The organism is Streptomyces sp. NPDC003720 (genome assembly GCF_042875075.1).
GTDB lineage: Bacteria > Actinomycetota > Actinomycetes > Streptomycetales > Streptomycetaceae > Streptomyces.
Genome location: NZ_JBIANZ010000005.1, coordinates 547,033 through 561,733 on the forward strand (window position 1 = coordinate 547,033; position 14,701 = coordinate 561,733).

Annotated in this window: 14 protein-coding genes; 4 read left to right on the forward strand and 10 right to left on the reverse strand. The window is 73.3% G+C overall.

Annotated elements, in window-relative coordinates:
• Positions 1–21: 21 nt before the first annotated feature.
• Entirely contained in the window at positions 22–1,191 is a 1,170-nt protein-coding gene (locus tag ACFYU0_RS17105) for a lactate 2-monooxygenase (protein WP_389301782.1), read from the reverse strand.
• Between the two features lie 434 nt (positions 1,192–1,625).
• Here ACFYU0_RS17105 and ACFYU0_RS17110 point away from each other — a divergent pair, with 434 nt between their 5' ends.
• Positions 1,626–2,057, forward strand: a complete 432-nt coding sequence (locus ACFYU0_RS17110; protein ID WP_351672567.1) for a protease inhibitor — start codon at positions 1,626–1,628, stop codon at positions 2,055–2,057.
• A 232-nt stretch (positions 2,058–2,289) separates the two neighbouring features.
• On the opposite strand, the gene ACFYU0_RS17115 is transcribed toward ACFYU0_RS17110, so the two are convergent.
• From ACFYU0_RS17115 to ACFYU0_RS17125, 3 genes are read right to left on the reverse strand one after another with little or no spacing between them, the layout of a single operon-like run.
• The gene (locus ACFYU0_RS17115) at positions 2,290–2,487 is read right to left on the reverse strand and encodes a CDGSH iron-sulfur domain-containing protein (protein ID WP_351672569.1); all 198 of its coding nucleotides are present in this window, start codon (positions 2,485–2,487) and stop codon (positions 2,290–2,292) included.
• Positions 2,468–3,121, reverse strand: coding sequence for a HemK2/MTQ2 family protein methyltransferase (locus ACFYU0_RS17120; RefSeq protein WP_351672571.1), 654 nt, complete (start codon positions 3,119–3,121; stop codon positions 2,468–2,470). Before ACFYU0_RS17120 ends, ACFYU0_RS17115 begins: the two co-directional genes overlap by 20 nt.
• 22 nt (positions 3,122–3,143) lie before the next feature.
• Positions 3,144–4,157, reverse strand: a complete 1,014-nt coding sequence (locus tag ACFYU0_RS17125; RefSeq protein WP_351672573.1) for an iron-containing redox enzyme family protein — start codon at positions 4,155–4,157, stop codon at positions 3,144–3,146.
• Between the two features lie 22 nt (positions 4,158–4,179).
• On the opposite strand from ACFYU0_RS17125, the gene ACFYU0_RS17130 reads away from it, so the two are divergent.
• Complete coding sequence (locus tag ACFYU0_RS17130) at positions 4,180–4,788, forward strand: flavodoxin family protein (protein WP_389301938.1); 609 nt, start codon at positions 4,180–4,182, stop codon at positions 4,786–4,788.
• 11 nt (positions 4,789–4,799) lie between these two features.
• On the opposite strand, the gene ACFYU0_RS17135 is transcribed toward ACFYU0_RS17130, so the two are convergent.
• Positions 4,800–4,967, reverse strand: a complete 168-nt coding sequence (locus tag ACFYU0_RS17135) for a hypothetical protein (protein WP_351672575.1) — start codon at positions 4,965–4,967, stop codon at positions 4,800–4,802.
• Between the two features lie 186 nt (positions 4,968–5,153).
• Between ACFYU0_RS17135 and ACFYU0_RS17140 the strand changes: the two genes are divergently transcribed.
• The gene (locus ACFYU0_RS17140) at positions 5,154–5,681 is read left to right on the forward strand and encodes an SRPBCC family protein (protein ID WP_389301788.1); all 528 of its coding nucleotides are present in this window, start codon (positions 5,154–5,156) and stop codon (positions 5,679–5,681) included.
• 25 nt (positions 5,682–5,706) lie between these two features.
• Here the strand turns inward: ACFYU0_RS17140 and ACFYU0_RS17145 are convergent, their stop codons facing one another.
• From ACFYU0_RS17145 to ACFYU0_RS17165, 5 genes are all read right to left on the reverse strand, one after another.
• Positions 5,707–8,523 carry an NHLP bacteriocin export ABC transporter permease/ATPase subunit gene (locus ACFYU0_RS17145; RefSeq protein WP_389301790.1) on the reverse strand — a complete coding sequence of 939 codons (2,817 nt, stop codon included), beginning with the start codon at positions 8,521–8,523 and terminating at the stop codon, positions 5,707–5,709.
• A 1-nt stretch (position 8,524) separates the two neighbouring features.
• A complete protein-coding gene (locus tag ACFYU0_RS17150; RefSeq protein ID WP_389301793.1) occupies positions 8,525–10,747 on the reverse strand; it encodes an NHLP family bacteriocin export ABC transporter peptidase/permease/ATPase subunit in 2,223 nt (740 codons plus the stop codon).
• Positions 10,744–11,550 (reverse strand): HlyD family efflux transporter periplasmic adaptor subunit, encoded by an 807-nt coding sequence (locus ACFYU0_RS17155; RefSeq protein ID WP_351672583.1) that lies wholly within the window; start codon positions 11,548–11,550, stop codon positions 10,744–10,746. Before ACFYU0_RS17155 ends, ACFYU0_RS17150 begins: the two co-directional genes overlap by 4 nt.
• Positions 11,551–11,657: 107 nt before the next feature.
• On the reverse strand, positions 11,658–11,873 hold the full coding sequence (locus ACFYU0_RS17160; RefSeq protein ID WP_351672585.1) for a type A2 lantipeptide: 216 nt from the start codon (positions 11,871–11,873) through the stop codon (positions 11,658–11,660).
• 500 nt (positions 11,874–12,373) lie between these two features.
• Complete coding sequence (locus ACFYU0_RS17165) at positions 12,374–12,787, reverse strand: PaaI family thioesterase (RefSeq protein WP_351672587.1); 414 nt, start codon at positions 12,785–12,787, stop codon at positions 12,374–12,376.
• A gap of 199 nt (positions 12,788–12,986) precedes the next feature.
• On the opposite strand from ACFYU0_RS17165, the gene ACFYU0_RS17170 reads away from it, so the two are divergent.
• A complete protein-coding gene (locus ACFYU0_RS17170; RefSeq protein WP_389301940.1) occupies positions 12,987–14,432 on the forward strand; it encodes a S1 family peptidase in 1,446 nt (481 codons plus the stop codon).
• Positions 14,433–14,701: the final 269 nt, after the last annotated feature.

Here is a 14,701-nt window from a genome sequence, read left to right on the forward strand (position 1 = left end):
GTCGGCGGCGGCACCGGCCGGTCAGAGCGCCGCCTCGACGAGGTCGTCCCGCGAGACCGTCGCGGGCGTGGCGTGGCCGGACAGCGCGAGCGTGAGATCCAGTTCGGCCAGGACGCAGCGGACGACGTGCTCGACGCCCGCCTGCCCGTCGAGACCGAGGCCGTACACGTACGGCCGGCCGAGCAGCACCGCCCGCGCGCCCAGGGCGAGCGCCTTGAAGACGTCGTCGCCGGTGCGCACCCCGCTGTCGAACAGCACGCTCAGCCGGTCGCCCACCGCCTCCGCGATCGCCGGCAGCGCGTCGGCGGCCGCGATCGAACCCGCCACCTGCCGGCCGCCGTGGTTGGAGACCACCACCCCGTCCATCCCGGCGTCCGCGGCGAGCCGGGCGTCGTGCGGGTGCAGGACGCCCTTGAGAACGATCGGCCCGTCCCAGTGCTCGCGCAGGAAGGCGAGGTCGGGCCAGGTGTGGCCGGCGTCCCCGAACAGGCCGAGGAAGTGCAGCACCGCGGCGTTCGGATCCTCGTGGACGGGCTTGGCGAGGCCCGCCTGGAAGGCCGGGTCGGTGAAGTAGTTGGCGGTGCCCACCCCGTGCAGGAACGGCAGGTACGCCTGGTCCAGGTCGCGCGGGCGCCAGGCCAGCAGCGGGGTGTCCAGGGTGACGACGAGCACCGAGAACCCGGTGGCCCGGGCGCGGGCCAGGAAACTGCGCGTCACCTCGCGGTCCTTGCCCCAGTAGAGCTGGAACCAGCGCTCCGCGTCCCCCATGGCCTCCGCCACCCGCTCGAGCGGCGTGCTGGACGCCGAGGACAGGACGAACGGCACGCCCTGCGCTGCGGCGGCCCGGGCGGCGGCCGTCTCGGCGTCCGGGTGCATGATCGACAGCACGCCCACCGGGGCGAGGGCCAGCGGCGCCGGCAGGGTGCGGCCCAGCACCTCGGTCGTCAGGTCCCGCTCCTGGACGTCGCGCAGCATGCGCGGCACGATCCGGCGCCGGGCCAGGGCCGCCCGGTTGGCGCGGGCGGTGCCGCCGTCACCCGCGCTGCCCGCCACGTAGCCCACCGGGCCCGGTCCGAGCCGGTGTTCGGCGAGCTCCTCGAGCCGGGTCAGATCGGTGGGCAGCCGGGGCACGGCACCCGTCATCCCGTTCAGGTAGATCTCGTACTGGAAGTCTGCCCAGTGCTTGGCCATCCGTCCCTCCCACCACTCGCACCACGCCGCACGTCAGCGCGTGCCGACGATACTCGCGGGTAGGCCGGCGGGGCCCCACCGGGACGCGTCCGCAGCGACGGGACCACGCCGGCTCCCTGGACGCTCCATGAACGCGAGAAGTCGTGAAGGGGTCGTGAAGGGCTCGCCGTGGGGTTGGGGCGTTATGTTTCAGGCCGATTAACAAGTGGATGTTTTTCGGCCATTCGATCGACCCCTACGATCAAGAACCGCTCAGTTATGGGGTCGACGCGTTCAGTTTCCGTGACTTCACGCCACTGCTTCAACACGCAATGTTACTGAAAGCCGTGGGTTGGATGTGTGTTTCGGCGCGGGACTCGGCAGAGTGGCGCTCGCCGCTCCGGCGCCGACCGGGCCGGAGGGCACCCGTCTATTCGAGCGGAAGGATGCACACAATGCGGAACACCGCGCGCTGGGCAGCGATCCTCGGCCTCACGGCCGCCGTCTGCGCACCCCTGACCGGGGCCGCCCTCGCTGCACCGGGCGCCGCCCCGTCGTCGCTCTACGCCCCCTCGGCGCTGGTGCTGACCACCGGCCACGGCGAGACCGCGGCCGCGGCCACCCCCGAGCGCGCCGTCACCCTGAACTGCGCCCCGACGGCGTCCGGCACCCACCCGGCGGCGATCGACGCCTGTGCCGAACTGCGCGCCGCCGGCGGCGACCTGTCGGCCCTGAAGGCCCGCGACGACGTGCGGTGCACCAAGCTCTACGACCCGGTCGTGGTCACGGTCCAGGGTGTCTGGCAGGGCAAGCGCGTCTCGTACGAGCGCACCTTCGGCAACTCCTGCGTGAGGGACGCCATGAGCAGCAGCGTCTTCGCGTTCTAGGACCGGGATCGCAAGGTCCGCGCGCCGCCGGATCAGGCTCGCAACTGGGGAGTGCGGCCCCTGGAGCGTGGACGTGCGATCTCGCACCGGGACCGACGGGCGGAGTGGGGCCCCCGCCGGATTTCCCGGGCACACAGCCGCTCCCCGGAACAGGCCCGTGGGGGGCCTCTCCGGGGAGCGGCGAAAAACGACCGGTATCGAAAAACAACCGGTTTCAACTGAAGACCGGACGTCAGGCCTTGCGCCGGTGACTCGTGTCGCACCAGGGGTAGCGGCGACTGCGCCGGCAGGTGCACAGGGCCACCCGGAAGCGGTCGGAGGAGACCGTGGTGCCGTCGTCCAGCTCGATCTCCACCGGGCCCTCCATCAGGAGCGGCCCGCGCCGCTGCATCCGGATCCGGCGGGGCTGTTCAGCAGGGTCGTTCGGCACGGATCACCACCAGCTCCTCCTTGTCGTCGGCGGCCGTGAGCAGACCGCTCCGGCGCAGCCAGTCCTCCCGGGAGCGCAGCACCGGACCGAACTCGATCCAGCGGCGCCGGACGACGGCGGCCTTGAGATCCGCCGCGCGCAGCAGTTCCAGGGTCCGCTCCGGGCCGCTGAGCGCCGAGTGGACCAGCAGCAGCACCCCGCCGGGCCGCAGCAGCCCGGGTGCGTCCCGGCAGATACGGTCCAGCAGCAGCCGCCCGTCGTGGCCCGCGTCCCAGGCCCGCGACCTGCCGTGCGGCTCGCCCCCGGAGCCGGGCGCCGGCACGTACGGCGGGTTGGCCAGGATGAGGTCGTACGATCCGTCCGCGACGGGGCCGAAGAGGTTGCCGCGCCGGATCCGCACCGGCTGGCCGGTCAGCCACGCGTTCAGCCGCGCCGTCCACACCGCCCGCCGTGAGACGTCCACCGCGGTCACGTCGGCGCCGTGCCGGGCGGCCGCCAGGGCCAGCGCCCCGCTTCCGGTGCCCACGTCCAGAACCCGCGCGCCCGGTGCCGGCGCCTCTTCGTCCAGTGCCTCGGCCAGCAAGGCGGTGTCGTCCTGAGGGGCGTACACGCCCGGAAGTACCCATGCTGTCACGCCGGCCCGGGTACCCCCTTCATCAGGATGTATGGGCCATTTCCCGGGCAAGGGGAACGCGGAGCGACGACCGCCCCGCACGCCACTCGCCGAGCAGCCGCCGCGCCAGCCGCTCCTCCACGAACTCGGTGGCGTCGATCCCGAAGGCGATGTCGGCCGCCAGTTCGGGTTCCTCCGCCAGCAGCCCGCCGATCACGTCGTGGCGGACGACCTGCTCGTGCACCGCGTCCGCCTCGACGTGCTCGTCGTAGAAGAACTCGGCGGCCGGCCCGGCCCCGGTGCGGCGCATCGCCTCGGCCAGCCGGCGGGAACCGGGGGAGGAGGTGATCTCCACGTCCGCGAAGTGGCCCACCAGCGCCCCGCGCAGCCGGCGGTGCAGCCCGAACAGCGACATCAGGTTGACGACGGTGAGCATCTCGGCGCAGGCCGCGTCCAGGTGGCGGCCGTACGCGGTGTCCAGGCCCAGGTCCGTCATCAGATCGGCGAAGAGCCGTGCGTGCACGCGCTCGGTCCGGCCGCCGCCGAACTCGTCGAACTCCACCGCCGCCATCGCCGCCTTGGCGCGGCCCCACAGGCGGGGCAGCACCCAGGCGTGCGGGTCGGCCTCCTTCAGGTGGTACAGGGAACGCTGCGCGGCGTACTCCCGCACATGCCACAGCTCGCCCTCGTCGCACAGGAAGTGCGAGACGCCCGTCCCCTCGGCCGGCTCCACCAGGAGGGCGGCCAGGGCCTCGTCGAGGCTGTCGTGCACCGGCGTGTCGGCGCGCAGGGCGGACAGGAAGCGGTTCTCCAGCGCGCCCCGCAGCGCGAGCAGCCCGGGATCCCACTCCAGCTCCGGGCGGACGCCCGCGAAACCGCGGTAGTGCAGCTCGTAGCACAGGTAGAGGGCGAGCTGGAGATCGTCGCCGTAGGGATCGGCCGCCTCGGCGCCGGCGGCGTCGGGCAGCGGGCCCGCGTCGCGCAGGAAGGCGGTGACGGCTGCGGACAGGGGCCCGCGCGGCGCGGGCAGCTCGGGTCCTCGCAGGTGGTGGTTCATGGCAGCCGGGTACCCGGCCGCGATGAAAGCACTAGTGATCAACTGCACTCTCAAGCGGTCACCCGACGCCTCCGACACGGAGGCGCTCGCCGGGGTGGTCACCGGGCGACTGGAGAAGGAGGGCGTGGGCGTCGACCTCGTACGGGCGGTGGACCTGCCGATCGAGCCCGGCGTCACCAGCGAGCCCGTCACCGACGGCGACGCCTGGCCCCAGGTCCACGGCAAGCTGCTGGACGCCGAGATCCTGGTGATCGCGTCACCGACCTGGCTGGGGCGCCCGTCCTCCGTCGCCCAGCGGGTGCTGGAGCGGATGGACGCGATGCTGTCCGAGACCGACGGCGACGGCCGCCCGGTCGCCTACAACCGGGTCGCCGGTGCGGTCGTCACCGGCAACGAGGACGGGGCGCATCATGTGATCAGCGAGATCTCCGGCGCCCTCGCCGACATCGGCCACACGATCCCGGGCCAGGCCTGGACGTACTGGCACCTCGGCCCGGGGCCGGGTCCCGACTACCTGGACGAGGAACGCGGCCGCGAGTGGTCGCACCGGACCGGCCGCGCCATGGCCGCGAACCTGCACGCGGTCGCCCGCGCGCCGGCGGAGCACCCGGTGGGTGCTCCGCCGGAATAGCGGGAGGGCGCTCAGTCCCCCTCGGACTGCTCCTGCGCTCCGGTGTTCGGGGTGATGGCGTCCGCCGCCTCGCCCCGGTTCCGCTCGTCCTCGCCGTGCGTCTCGGCCTCCTCGGCCTCGTGCAGCACTTCCCCCAGGGCCGTATCGGGCCGCTTCCCCTGGTCGTTCCCGCCCGGCATGGCGTCTCCTTCCGTCGCCTGGTCTTGATCCACTACGGGTTACCCGTCGGCGCGGTCTCAAGCGCCCCGGCACGGGTCCGGGAAGGCGGAGGCGTCGTCCACGGGCCCGGCGTGCGGACGCGCGGGGGAGTGGGCGGGTAGCCTCGGCACGCCGAGGGGGGCCCGCACCGCGGAGGACCGATCACCATGCCCGCCGACCTCACCGGCACCTTCCTGACCCTGGACGACGGCCGCCCGGCCGTCCGCTTCACCCGGATCTACGACCTGCCCCAGGACCGGGTCTGGAGGCTGGTGACCGACCCGGGCGAGCTGGCCGGCTGGTTCCCCTCGCGCGCCGAGATGGACCTGCGCCCCGGCGGCGCCATCACGTTCAGCGGCGACCCGAACATGCCGGAGTCGACCGGCACGGTGCTCGCCGCCGACCCGCCCCGCCACCTCTCCTTCGAGTGGGGCGGCGACGAACTCCGCTTCGGCCTGGAGGCGGAGGACGTCCGGCGCACCCGGCTGACGCTCACCGACGTGCTGGCCGACGACAAGGCCGCCGCCCGCAACGCCGCGGGCTGGGAGGTGTGCCTGGCCGCCCTGGACGCCAGGGCGCGCGGCGAGCACCCCGACGGACCGCACGCCGGAGCGGGCGCGGCCTGGCGGGAGTTCTACGACGCCTACGTCGCGGCGGGAGCGCCCTCGGGCGCACCGGTGCCGGGCCTGGACTGACCGCCCGGCCCGGCCCGGTCCTCGCCTACGCCATTTGCCTGCGCACCAGTTCGTGCAGCCGGCCCCCGGTGTCGGCGAGCAGCTCGGCGGGCGGCCCCTGCTGGATCACCCGGCCGTCCTCCATCACGATCACCCGGTCCGCGTCCAGCACCGTCGAGAGGCGATGCGCGATGACGATCCGGGTGGCGTTCAGCTTGCGGGTGCTGTCGATGACCGTGCGCTGGGTGTCGTTGTCCAGGGCGCTGGTCGCCTCGTCGAAGAACAGGATGCGCGGACGCCGGATCAGCGCCTGGGCGATCATCAGCCGCTGCCGCTGGCCTCCGGAGATCGCGCCGTTGCCGGCCACGATCGTGTGCAGGCCCATCGGCATCCGCTTGATGTCCTCCGCGAGGCCCGCCAGCTCGGCCGCGGCCATCGCCTCCTCCGGCGTGTACGGCTCGGTGCCGCAGATGACGTCCAGGATGGAACCGGTGAACGGCTGCGCGTGCTGGAGCACCACACCGCATTGGCGGCGCACCGCCGACTGGTCCAGGGCCGCCAGGTCCTGCCCGTCGTACAGCACGCTGCCCGAGACCGGCCGGTCGAAGCCGATGAGCAGCCGCAGCAGCGTGGACTTGCCGCAGCCGCTCGGGCCGACGACCGCCACGAACTCGCCCGGACGGACGGCGAAGGACACGTCGTCGAGGACGAGCGGCCCGTCGTCGGCGTACCGGAACGACAGCCGGCGGGCCTCGACGGCGCCCGACAGCGGGCCGGGCCGGGTGCTCGCGGTGCGCACCTCGGGCGTGGCGTCCAGCACCGGCCTGATCTCCTCGAACAGCGGCAGCGCCGCCACCGCCGAGACGAAGGAGCCGGTGAGCTGGGTGACCGAGGTCAGCACCATCGTCACCGAGGTGTTGAAGGTGAGGAACGCCGCCGCCGACATCGCGCCCCTGGCCGGCCCGGCCAGCAGCATGAACATGAGCAGCGTGCACACCGGCAGGTAGACCGCGCCCAGCACCGAGGTGAGGTTCTTGATCCGGCCCACCTTCTGCTGGAGCTCCCGGCTGTGCGCGAACTGGCGCGCCCACGCGGCGTACGCGTAGTTCTCCGCCGCCGCCACCCGCAGCTTGGGCAGACCGCGCAGGGTCTGGAAGGCCTGGTTGTTCAGCTTGTTGCCGAGCACCACCAGGCGCCGCTGCCAGCGGACCTGCCACAGGCCGAGCCCCAGGAACACCGCCGCGATGACGACGAGCATGCCGATCGCCGCCATGGCCATCGCCGGGCTGTACCAGAACAGCAGCCCCAGGTTCATCGCGCCGACCGTCACCGACTGCGCGACCACCGGGCCGGTCCCGGCCAGCAGCCGGCGGATCGCGCTGATCCCCATGGCGGCACTGGCCAGCTCACCCGTGGAGCGCTGGGTGAAGAACCGGGTGGGCAGCCGCAGCAGCCGGTCCCACACGGCCGGCTGCAGCGCCGACTCGATGCGGCCCTCCATGCGCAGGATGGTCAGGTTCTCCAGCAGTGTGAAGGCGGCCGACACCACCCCGCTCACCATCACCGCGAGGCACACCTGCACGATCAGGCCCGTCTGGGCCTTCGGCACGTACTCGCCGAGCACCTTGCCGGTGGCGATCGGCACCAGCGCGCCGATGACCACCGTCACCAGCCCGGCCAGCGCCAGATTGCCCAGGTCGCCGCGCGTGCCGCGCAGACTGAACCGCAGCAGCCCGAGCGGACCGAGCCGCCGCTCGGGCAGCGGCCGGTAGAACATCACCGCGCGCGGCTCGAACTCCTCGGCGTTCGCCTTCTCCACCGGCGTCTCGCGCCCGGTGCCCGGATGCACCGCCACATAGCCGCCGCGCCGCCACAGCAGCGCCACCGGCGCCCCGGACAGCGCCCGGTGCCCCACCAGCGGGCCCACGTTCTCCCGCCACCAGCGCCCGTCCAGCCGGACCGCCCGGGTCCGCACCCGGGAGGCGAGCGCCACCCGCTCGACCGGGTCGAGGCGTTCGCTCTCGGTGCCGCTCTGCGCGGGGGCGGCCAGCTCGATGCCGGCCGCCTCGGCGACCAGCTTGCAGGCCGCGTAGCTCGCGTCGGCGTCGGCGGCCGTCGCCGGACGGGCCGAGCGCCTGCCGATGGAGGCCAGCAGCGTCTGGTCGGCCTGGGCGCGGACCGCCTCACCGGCCTTGATGCCGGCCGCCGTACGCGTCTCGTGGGTGCGCTCAAGCTGCTCGATCCACCGGTCGAGCGCGGTCAGCAGCCGGTACTGCTGGTCGACCATGCTCTGCCACAGCGCCGGGTCCATCAGCAGATCGGCCGCGGCCTCGGCGCCGTACAGCGAGCCGTACTGCACGCTGCCCGGCGGCACCTGCATCCAGAACACGTCGTCGTCGGCGGGCGCGGCGGCGCGTTCCTCGGCCATCGGCGCCTGGAAGAGGACGGACAGACCGCGGCCCACGCCGAGGGCGAGGGCGTACTCCAGCGGGCTGGTCGTGGGCGGCACGTACTGCGGGTTGCCGTACTCGTCGTACGACCAGGTCTGGGTGTGGGCGGGCTGGTACAGCTCGCGCAGGTTGACGCGGTGCAGCACGCAGTCCCGCACCGGGCGGGCCACGAGCGTGTGCTGGGGCCCGGCGACCGGGCCGAGCAGCAGCGCGCCCGCCTCCAGGCGGCCCAGATGGTGCCAGTGCCCCTGCTGCTCGGCGTCCACCGCGAACAGGTCGAGCCCGCCGGCCGCGACCAGCCACAGCACCTGCGGCCCTTCGAGGTCCACGCGGCTGAAACCGGCGCAGTCGACCCGCGTGCCCAGCGAACCGAGCGCGCCGAGGACGAGGTCGCCTTCGTGCACGGACGTCATCTCACCGCTCCCTGACCAGCGCGGCGTACGCGCCACCGCGCGCCACCAGCTCCTCGTGCCGCCCGCGTTCCACGACGGTGCCGTGCTCCAGCACGACGATCTCGTCGCTGTCGCGGACCGTGCTCAGCCGGTGGGCGATCACCACGCAGGCGCAGCCGCGCCGGCGCAGGTTGTCCATCACGACCAGCTCGGTCTCCGCGTCCAGCGCGCTGGTCACCTCGTCCAGCACCAGGATGCTCGGCCGGCGCACCAGCGCCCGGGCGATCTCCAGGCGCTGCCGCTGGCCGCCGGAGAAGTTCCGGCCGTCCTGCTCGACCATGCTGTGGATCCCGCCCGGCCGGCGCGTCACCACGTCGTACAGGGCGGCGTCCCTGAGCGCCTCGATCACCGCCTCGTCGGGGATCGACGGGTCCCACAGGGCCACGTTGTCGCGGATCGAGCCCTCGAACAGGAACACGTCCTGGTCGACGAAGGACACCGAGGCGGCGAGCGCGCCGCGCGGGATGTCCTCCAGCCGGCGGCCGTCGATGCGGATCACCCCGTCCCACGGCGTGTACAGGCCCGAGATCAGCCGGGACACCGTCGACTTGCCGCTGCCCGAGCCGCCGACCAGGGCCACCTGCCGGCCGGGGCCCACCGTCAGGTCGAACCCGGTCAGCAGCGGCTGGTCCAGCGGGCTGTAGCCGAAGGTGACGTTCTCCAGTTCGATGTGCCCGTGCAGCCGGCGGGTGGAGTCGCCCGAGCCGGGCCGCGCGTAGAGCGGGTCGGCCTGGAAGTTCTCCACGTCCTTCAGCCGGGCCACGTCCGCGGCGAAGTCCTGGATGCGGCCCGCGACGCCGTTGAGCCGGGTCAGCGGCGCGGTGAACCGGGTGACCAGCGCCTGGAAGGCGACCAGCAGACCGACCGAGATGTGCCCCTCGACGGCCCGCATCCCGCCGATCCAGAGGATCAGCGCGCTGTTGAGCGTGGCGAGCGTCGGCGCGACCACGCCCAGCCAGGCGCTCGGCACGCCGAGCCGCTGCTGCTCCTCCAGCGTGGCGGCGTGCTGGCCGGCCCACTTGCGGAAGTAGCCGTCCTCGCCGCCGGTCGCCTTCATCGTCTCGATGAGCTGCAGCCCCGAGTACGAGGTGTTGGTGAGCCGGGCGGTGTCCGCGCGCAGCTTCGCCGTCCGGGTCGCCCGCAGCCGTACCACCAGCCGCATCGCGACGACGTTCAGCAGGGCCACGCCGATGCCGACGAACGTCAGCTGCGGGTCGTACGTGTACAGCAGCACGGCGTACAGCACGACCACGATGGCGTCCACGCCCGCCGCCGCGAGGTCGCGGGCCAGGGTCTCGGCCACCTGGTCGTTGGACTGCAGGCGCTGCACCAGGTCGGCCGGGGAGCGCTGGGAGAAGAAGGTGACCGGCAGCCGCAGCAGATGGCGCAGGAAGCGGGCGCTGGAGAGGGTGGAGGAGATGATCCGGCCGTGCAGCAGGTTCGCCTGCTGGAGCCAGGTCAGCACCAGGGTGAGCGCGACACAGGTGGCCATCGAGGCGAACAGCACGCCGAGCAGCGAGGTCTGCCCGCCGATGAGGAACATGTCGATGTAGGTACGGCTGAGCGCGGGCACCGCCGCCCCGACCGCCACCAGCAGCAGGCTGGCCAGCACGGCGGCCGGCAGGGTGCCCGCGGTGCCGCGCAGCCGGGCCGGCATCGCGCCGAGCACGCCCGGCCGGCGGCCGCCCCGGGTGAAGTCCGCGCCCGGCTCCATCACCAGCACGACACCGGTGAAGCTGCCGTCGAACTCCTCCATCGGCACGAACCGGCGGCCCTTGGCGGGGTCGTTGATGTACACCCCGCGGCGGCCGAAGCGGCGGCCCATGCCGTCGTAGACGACGTAGTGGTTGAACTCCCAGAAGAGGACGGCCGGCGCCTTCACCTCGGCGAGCGCGGCCAGGTCCATCTGCATGCCCTTGGCGGTCAGCCCGTAACCGCGGGCGGCCTTCAGCAGGTTGCTGGCGCGCGAGCCGTCGCGGGAGACGCCGCAGGCGATGCGCAGCTCCTCCAGCGGGACGTGCCGGCCGTAGTGGCCGAGCACCATGGCGAGGGAGGCGGCGCCGCACTCGACGGCCTCCATCTGGAGCACGGTGGGCGTACGGACCGTGCCGCCGCGGGACTTGGGCACCGGCCTGCGGGCCGGGGCGGCGCGTCTGCGGCCGCGGGATTCCTGGGCGGTGGTCACGGGAGCAGCCAATCGACGGGACGCTGGTCGGCCAGCTTGATCGAACCGGAGGCGAGGGTCATGGAGTCGAGCCGGTACGGCGGCCCCTCGGCGGACGACCAGCGGTAACCGCTCTTCGCCGACGCCGACTTGTCCAGCGAGACCAGCACCGCCACCGGGCGGCCCTTGCGGGTGAACTGCTCGCCGAGCTGGCTGTCGCCGAGGAACGCGGCGATGGACTGCGGGGACTGCGCGGCGCGGTCCACCGACTTTACGTGCCCGCGCAGCACGCCGTACCGCTGTGCGGGCACGGAGGACACGGTCAGGTCGACCGGGGCGTGCGCGGGGATGGCGGCCGCGTTCTCGGCGGGGACGTACACGGTCGCGTACAGCGGGTCCGAGGCGTGGGCGATCTTCTCCACGGAGGCCACGTTGGCGCCGGTCTGGACGATCTGCCCGATGGTGGCGGCGAGCGCGGTGATCCGGCCCGCGGCGACGGTGCGCACCACCGTGTCGCCCTGGCCGGTGCGGACCTTGAGCACGGGCGCGCCGGCCGGCAGCCGTTCGCCCTGCTCGGCGAGCACGGCCGTGACCTGGCCGGCGACGGGGCTCTGCAGCAGGTAACTGCCCTGCCCATGGGTCAGGACGGCCTGTGCGGCGACGGTGGAGGCGACCGATCCGGTCACCGCCCACACGGAGGCCGCCGCCATGACGACGACGGTGACGCCGAGCGCGAGCCAGCCCTGGGGGCGGGCCAGTCGCACCGGGAGGTCCAGCTCCTCCGGCGACTGGAGCTTGGCGAGGGCCTGTTGGCGGAACTGCACGGAACTTCCCTCACCCGAGGAGAGACATCGTCACGACAGGAACGCGGGCACCCGAGAGTCCCGGAGCCGGGGGGCGGCTCCGGGACCTCGGTGACACCGGGGTGCGATCAGAGACCGGCGACCAGGCCGGTGATCGGGGCGGTGTTCAGGCCGGTGACACCCTCGACGGTGCCGACGGCGGTGTCCACCAGGCCGGCGACGGGGGCAACGCCGTTCACGGCACCGGTCACGGTGTTGAGGGCGTTCAGGGACAGACCGCCGGAGACGTTGTCCAGCTCGGCGTCCGAGATCTCGACGGTCTCAACCTGGGGGGTGGAGTTCATGGTGGAACTTCCCTTCGTATGGATATTCATAAGGGGGGAAGCGGCCCCCTCTGGGGACAGACGGACGGCCGCCACCGCGGGCTCCGGGCCCCCGTTTCCGGAAGGCCCGGGGGAATGCCCGCGGTGCGATGGATCAAAGCACGCCCGCGCTTCTGGCTTCCAATCAAACATGCCTCTCACCTGCGCACTTGGAGTACCGAAGAGTCCAACGGTGCAGGTTTGCGCACGCCGTGTCGGCCACTCCTTCACATGCCGCACGGCATCGGCGCGGCCGCGCCCTTGCCCACCGGCCGGCGAATCCGGCACTCCGCGCCAAAGGAGTGCCGGGGGGCGCGCGGATGTGCAGATACGACGGCGGCGGTGACGCGCTTGGGCAGTCGATGTGCAGATTCCCTGAAGCAGGGATTCCGGTACGTGTGCGGAACTGGCTGTTACCGAGCGGTAGCCGAGCGTGCCCGTTCAGGGGCGCGCGGAGCGCCGGCCCGGGAAGGCGCGGACCGTCAGCCCAGGAGCGCGTAGACCGTGCTCGCCCGGGCCGCCAGTGCGCCCGACTCCGTGTCGCGCAGGGTGATGTCGGCGAACGCCGTCCGCCGCCCCAGCTTGGTGAGCACCGCCTCGATCCGGACGTCGGAACCGGTCACCGCGCGCTGGAAGGACGTCGACTGCTGCACGGTCGTCATCGGCACGAAGCCGCCCCGGGCGGCCGAGACCGCGATCACCGTGGCCGTGTCGGCCGCCGCCATCAGCGCCTGGCCCGACAGCCCGCCGCCCTCCCGGGCCAGCCGCTCCGACCAGGGCAGCCGCAGCACCGCGCGGTCCTCGGCCAGCGACTCGACCACCAGGCCCAGTTCGAGGACCCAGGGGGCGAAACAGGTGGCGAGGATCTTGTCGGCCTCGGCGGTGGTCAGCGTCATGTCGGCGATTCTTCCCGGCCCGGCGCCGGGACACGCGCGACGCGGCCGATTCGCCTCGGTGGCACGGGAGTCGGCAACCGGAATTGAACGCACCGCCTGACCCGCCCGTACCTGTAGCCATCCAGGCGCCCCGAACGACTGCCCGACCGCGGCAGATTCCCCCGCTCCCAGGAGGTCGAGAAGTTTGAGTCACAAGCGAATGCCCAAGCGCAAGGCCGCGATAGCGGTGGGCGGTGTCGCTGCGCTCGGCGCGGCGGCCCTCCTGCTGCCCAACGCCAACGCGTCCCAGGACAAGGCGTCGGGCGCCGCCGGCACCGCCAGGACCCTGAAGGCCGCGGACGCCTCGGATCTCGCCGCCCAACTGCAGAAGGCGCTCGGCGACGCCGTCGCCGGGTCCTACTACGACAGCGCCAAGCGGCAGCTCGTCGTCAACGTGGTCAGCGGCGACAAGAACGTGATCGTCCAGGCGGAGAAGGCCGGCGCGGCCGTGCGCCAGGTCGACAACAGCACCGCCGAACTCCAGGCCGCCGCGCGGACCCTGAAGAGCAAGGCCACCGTCCCGGGCACCGCCTGGGCCGTCGACCCGCGCACCAACAAGGTCGTGGTCACCGCCGACTCCACTGTCACCGGCGCCAAGTGGGACCGGGTCCAGTCGACCGTGCGCGGTCTCGGCTCCGGCATGGCCACCCTGAAGAGGTCCGCCGGTTCCCTCAAGACCTTCGTCTCGGGCGGCGACGCCATCTTCTCCCAGGTGCAGGGCGGCAACGTGCGCTGCTCCCTCGGCTTCAACGTCACCGCCTCCGACGGCAGCCCCGCCTTCCTGACGGCCGGTCACTGCGGGGTGGCGGCCAAGCAGTGGTCGGACTCCCAGAACGGGCAGCCCATCGCCACCGTGGACCAGGCCACCTTCCCCGGCGAGGGCGACTTCTCACTCGTCAAGTACGACGACCCGAACACCCAGGCGCCCAGCGAGGTCAACGCGGGCAACGGCCAGACCGTGCAGATCAACCAGGCGGTGGACGCGACGGTCGGCCAGGCCGTGTTCCGGATGGGCTCCACCACCGGGCTGCACAACGGCCAGGTGACCGGCCTCGACGCCACCGTCAACTTCCAGAGCGAGACGGACCCCAACGGCGTCGACACGGTCACCGGCCTCATCCAGACCGACGTCTGCGCCGAGGCGGGCGACAGCGGCGGCTCCCTGTTCACCCAGGACGGCGGCGCGGTCGGCCTCACCTCCGGCGGCAGCGGGGACTGCACCAGCGGCGGCGAGACCTTCTTCCAGCCGGTCACCGCGGCCCTGCAGGCCACCGGCGCCACCCTCGGGAACGGCGGGAACGGCGCGGGCGGCCAGGCGGGTGCCGGAGCCGGGGACCAGGCGGGCGCGGGCGACCAGGCCGGCGCGGGCGACCAGGCAGGAGCTGGTGACCAGGCCGGCGCCGGTGCCGGTGACCAGGCTGGAGCCGGGGAGCAGGCGGGCGCCGGGGACGGCTCGGGCGCCGGTGACCAGGCGGGCGGCGACCAGATCGGCGGCGGCGCCGACCCGTCGGCCACGGCGGGCGGCCACCAGAGCGGCACGGGCGAGGGCGCGGGCGACCAGGCGGGCGCGGGCGACGGGTCCTCCTCCGCCGACGGGTCCCACTGATCCCACCGGGGCCCGCCGGCTCGCGCCGGGCGCGACCGGGGCCACCGGGCCGCAGCACGACTCCCCGCCCGGCCCACAGCGGTTCCGGCCGGGCGGGGACGGTCCGGTCCTCCGGCGGGAGGGCCGGACCGCGGCCGTCGCGGCACCCGGGACTCGCCGCTGTCGTGGTGCCTGGGACTCGCCGCTGTCGTGGTGCCTGGGACTCGCCGCTGTCGTGGTGCCTGGGACTCGCCGCTGTCGTGGTGCCTGGGACTCGCCGCTGTCGTGGT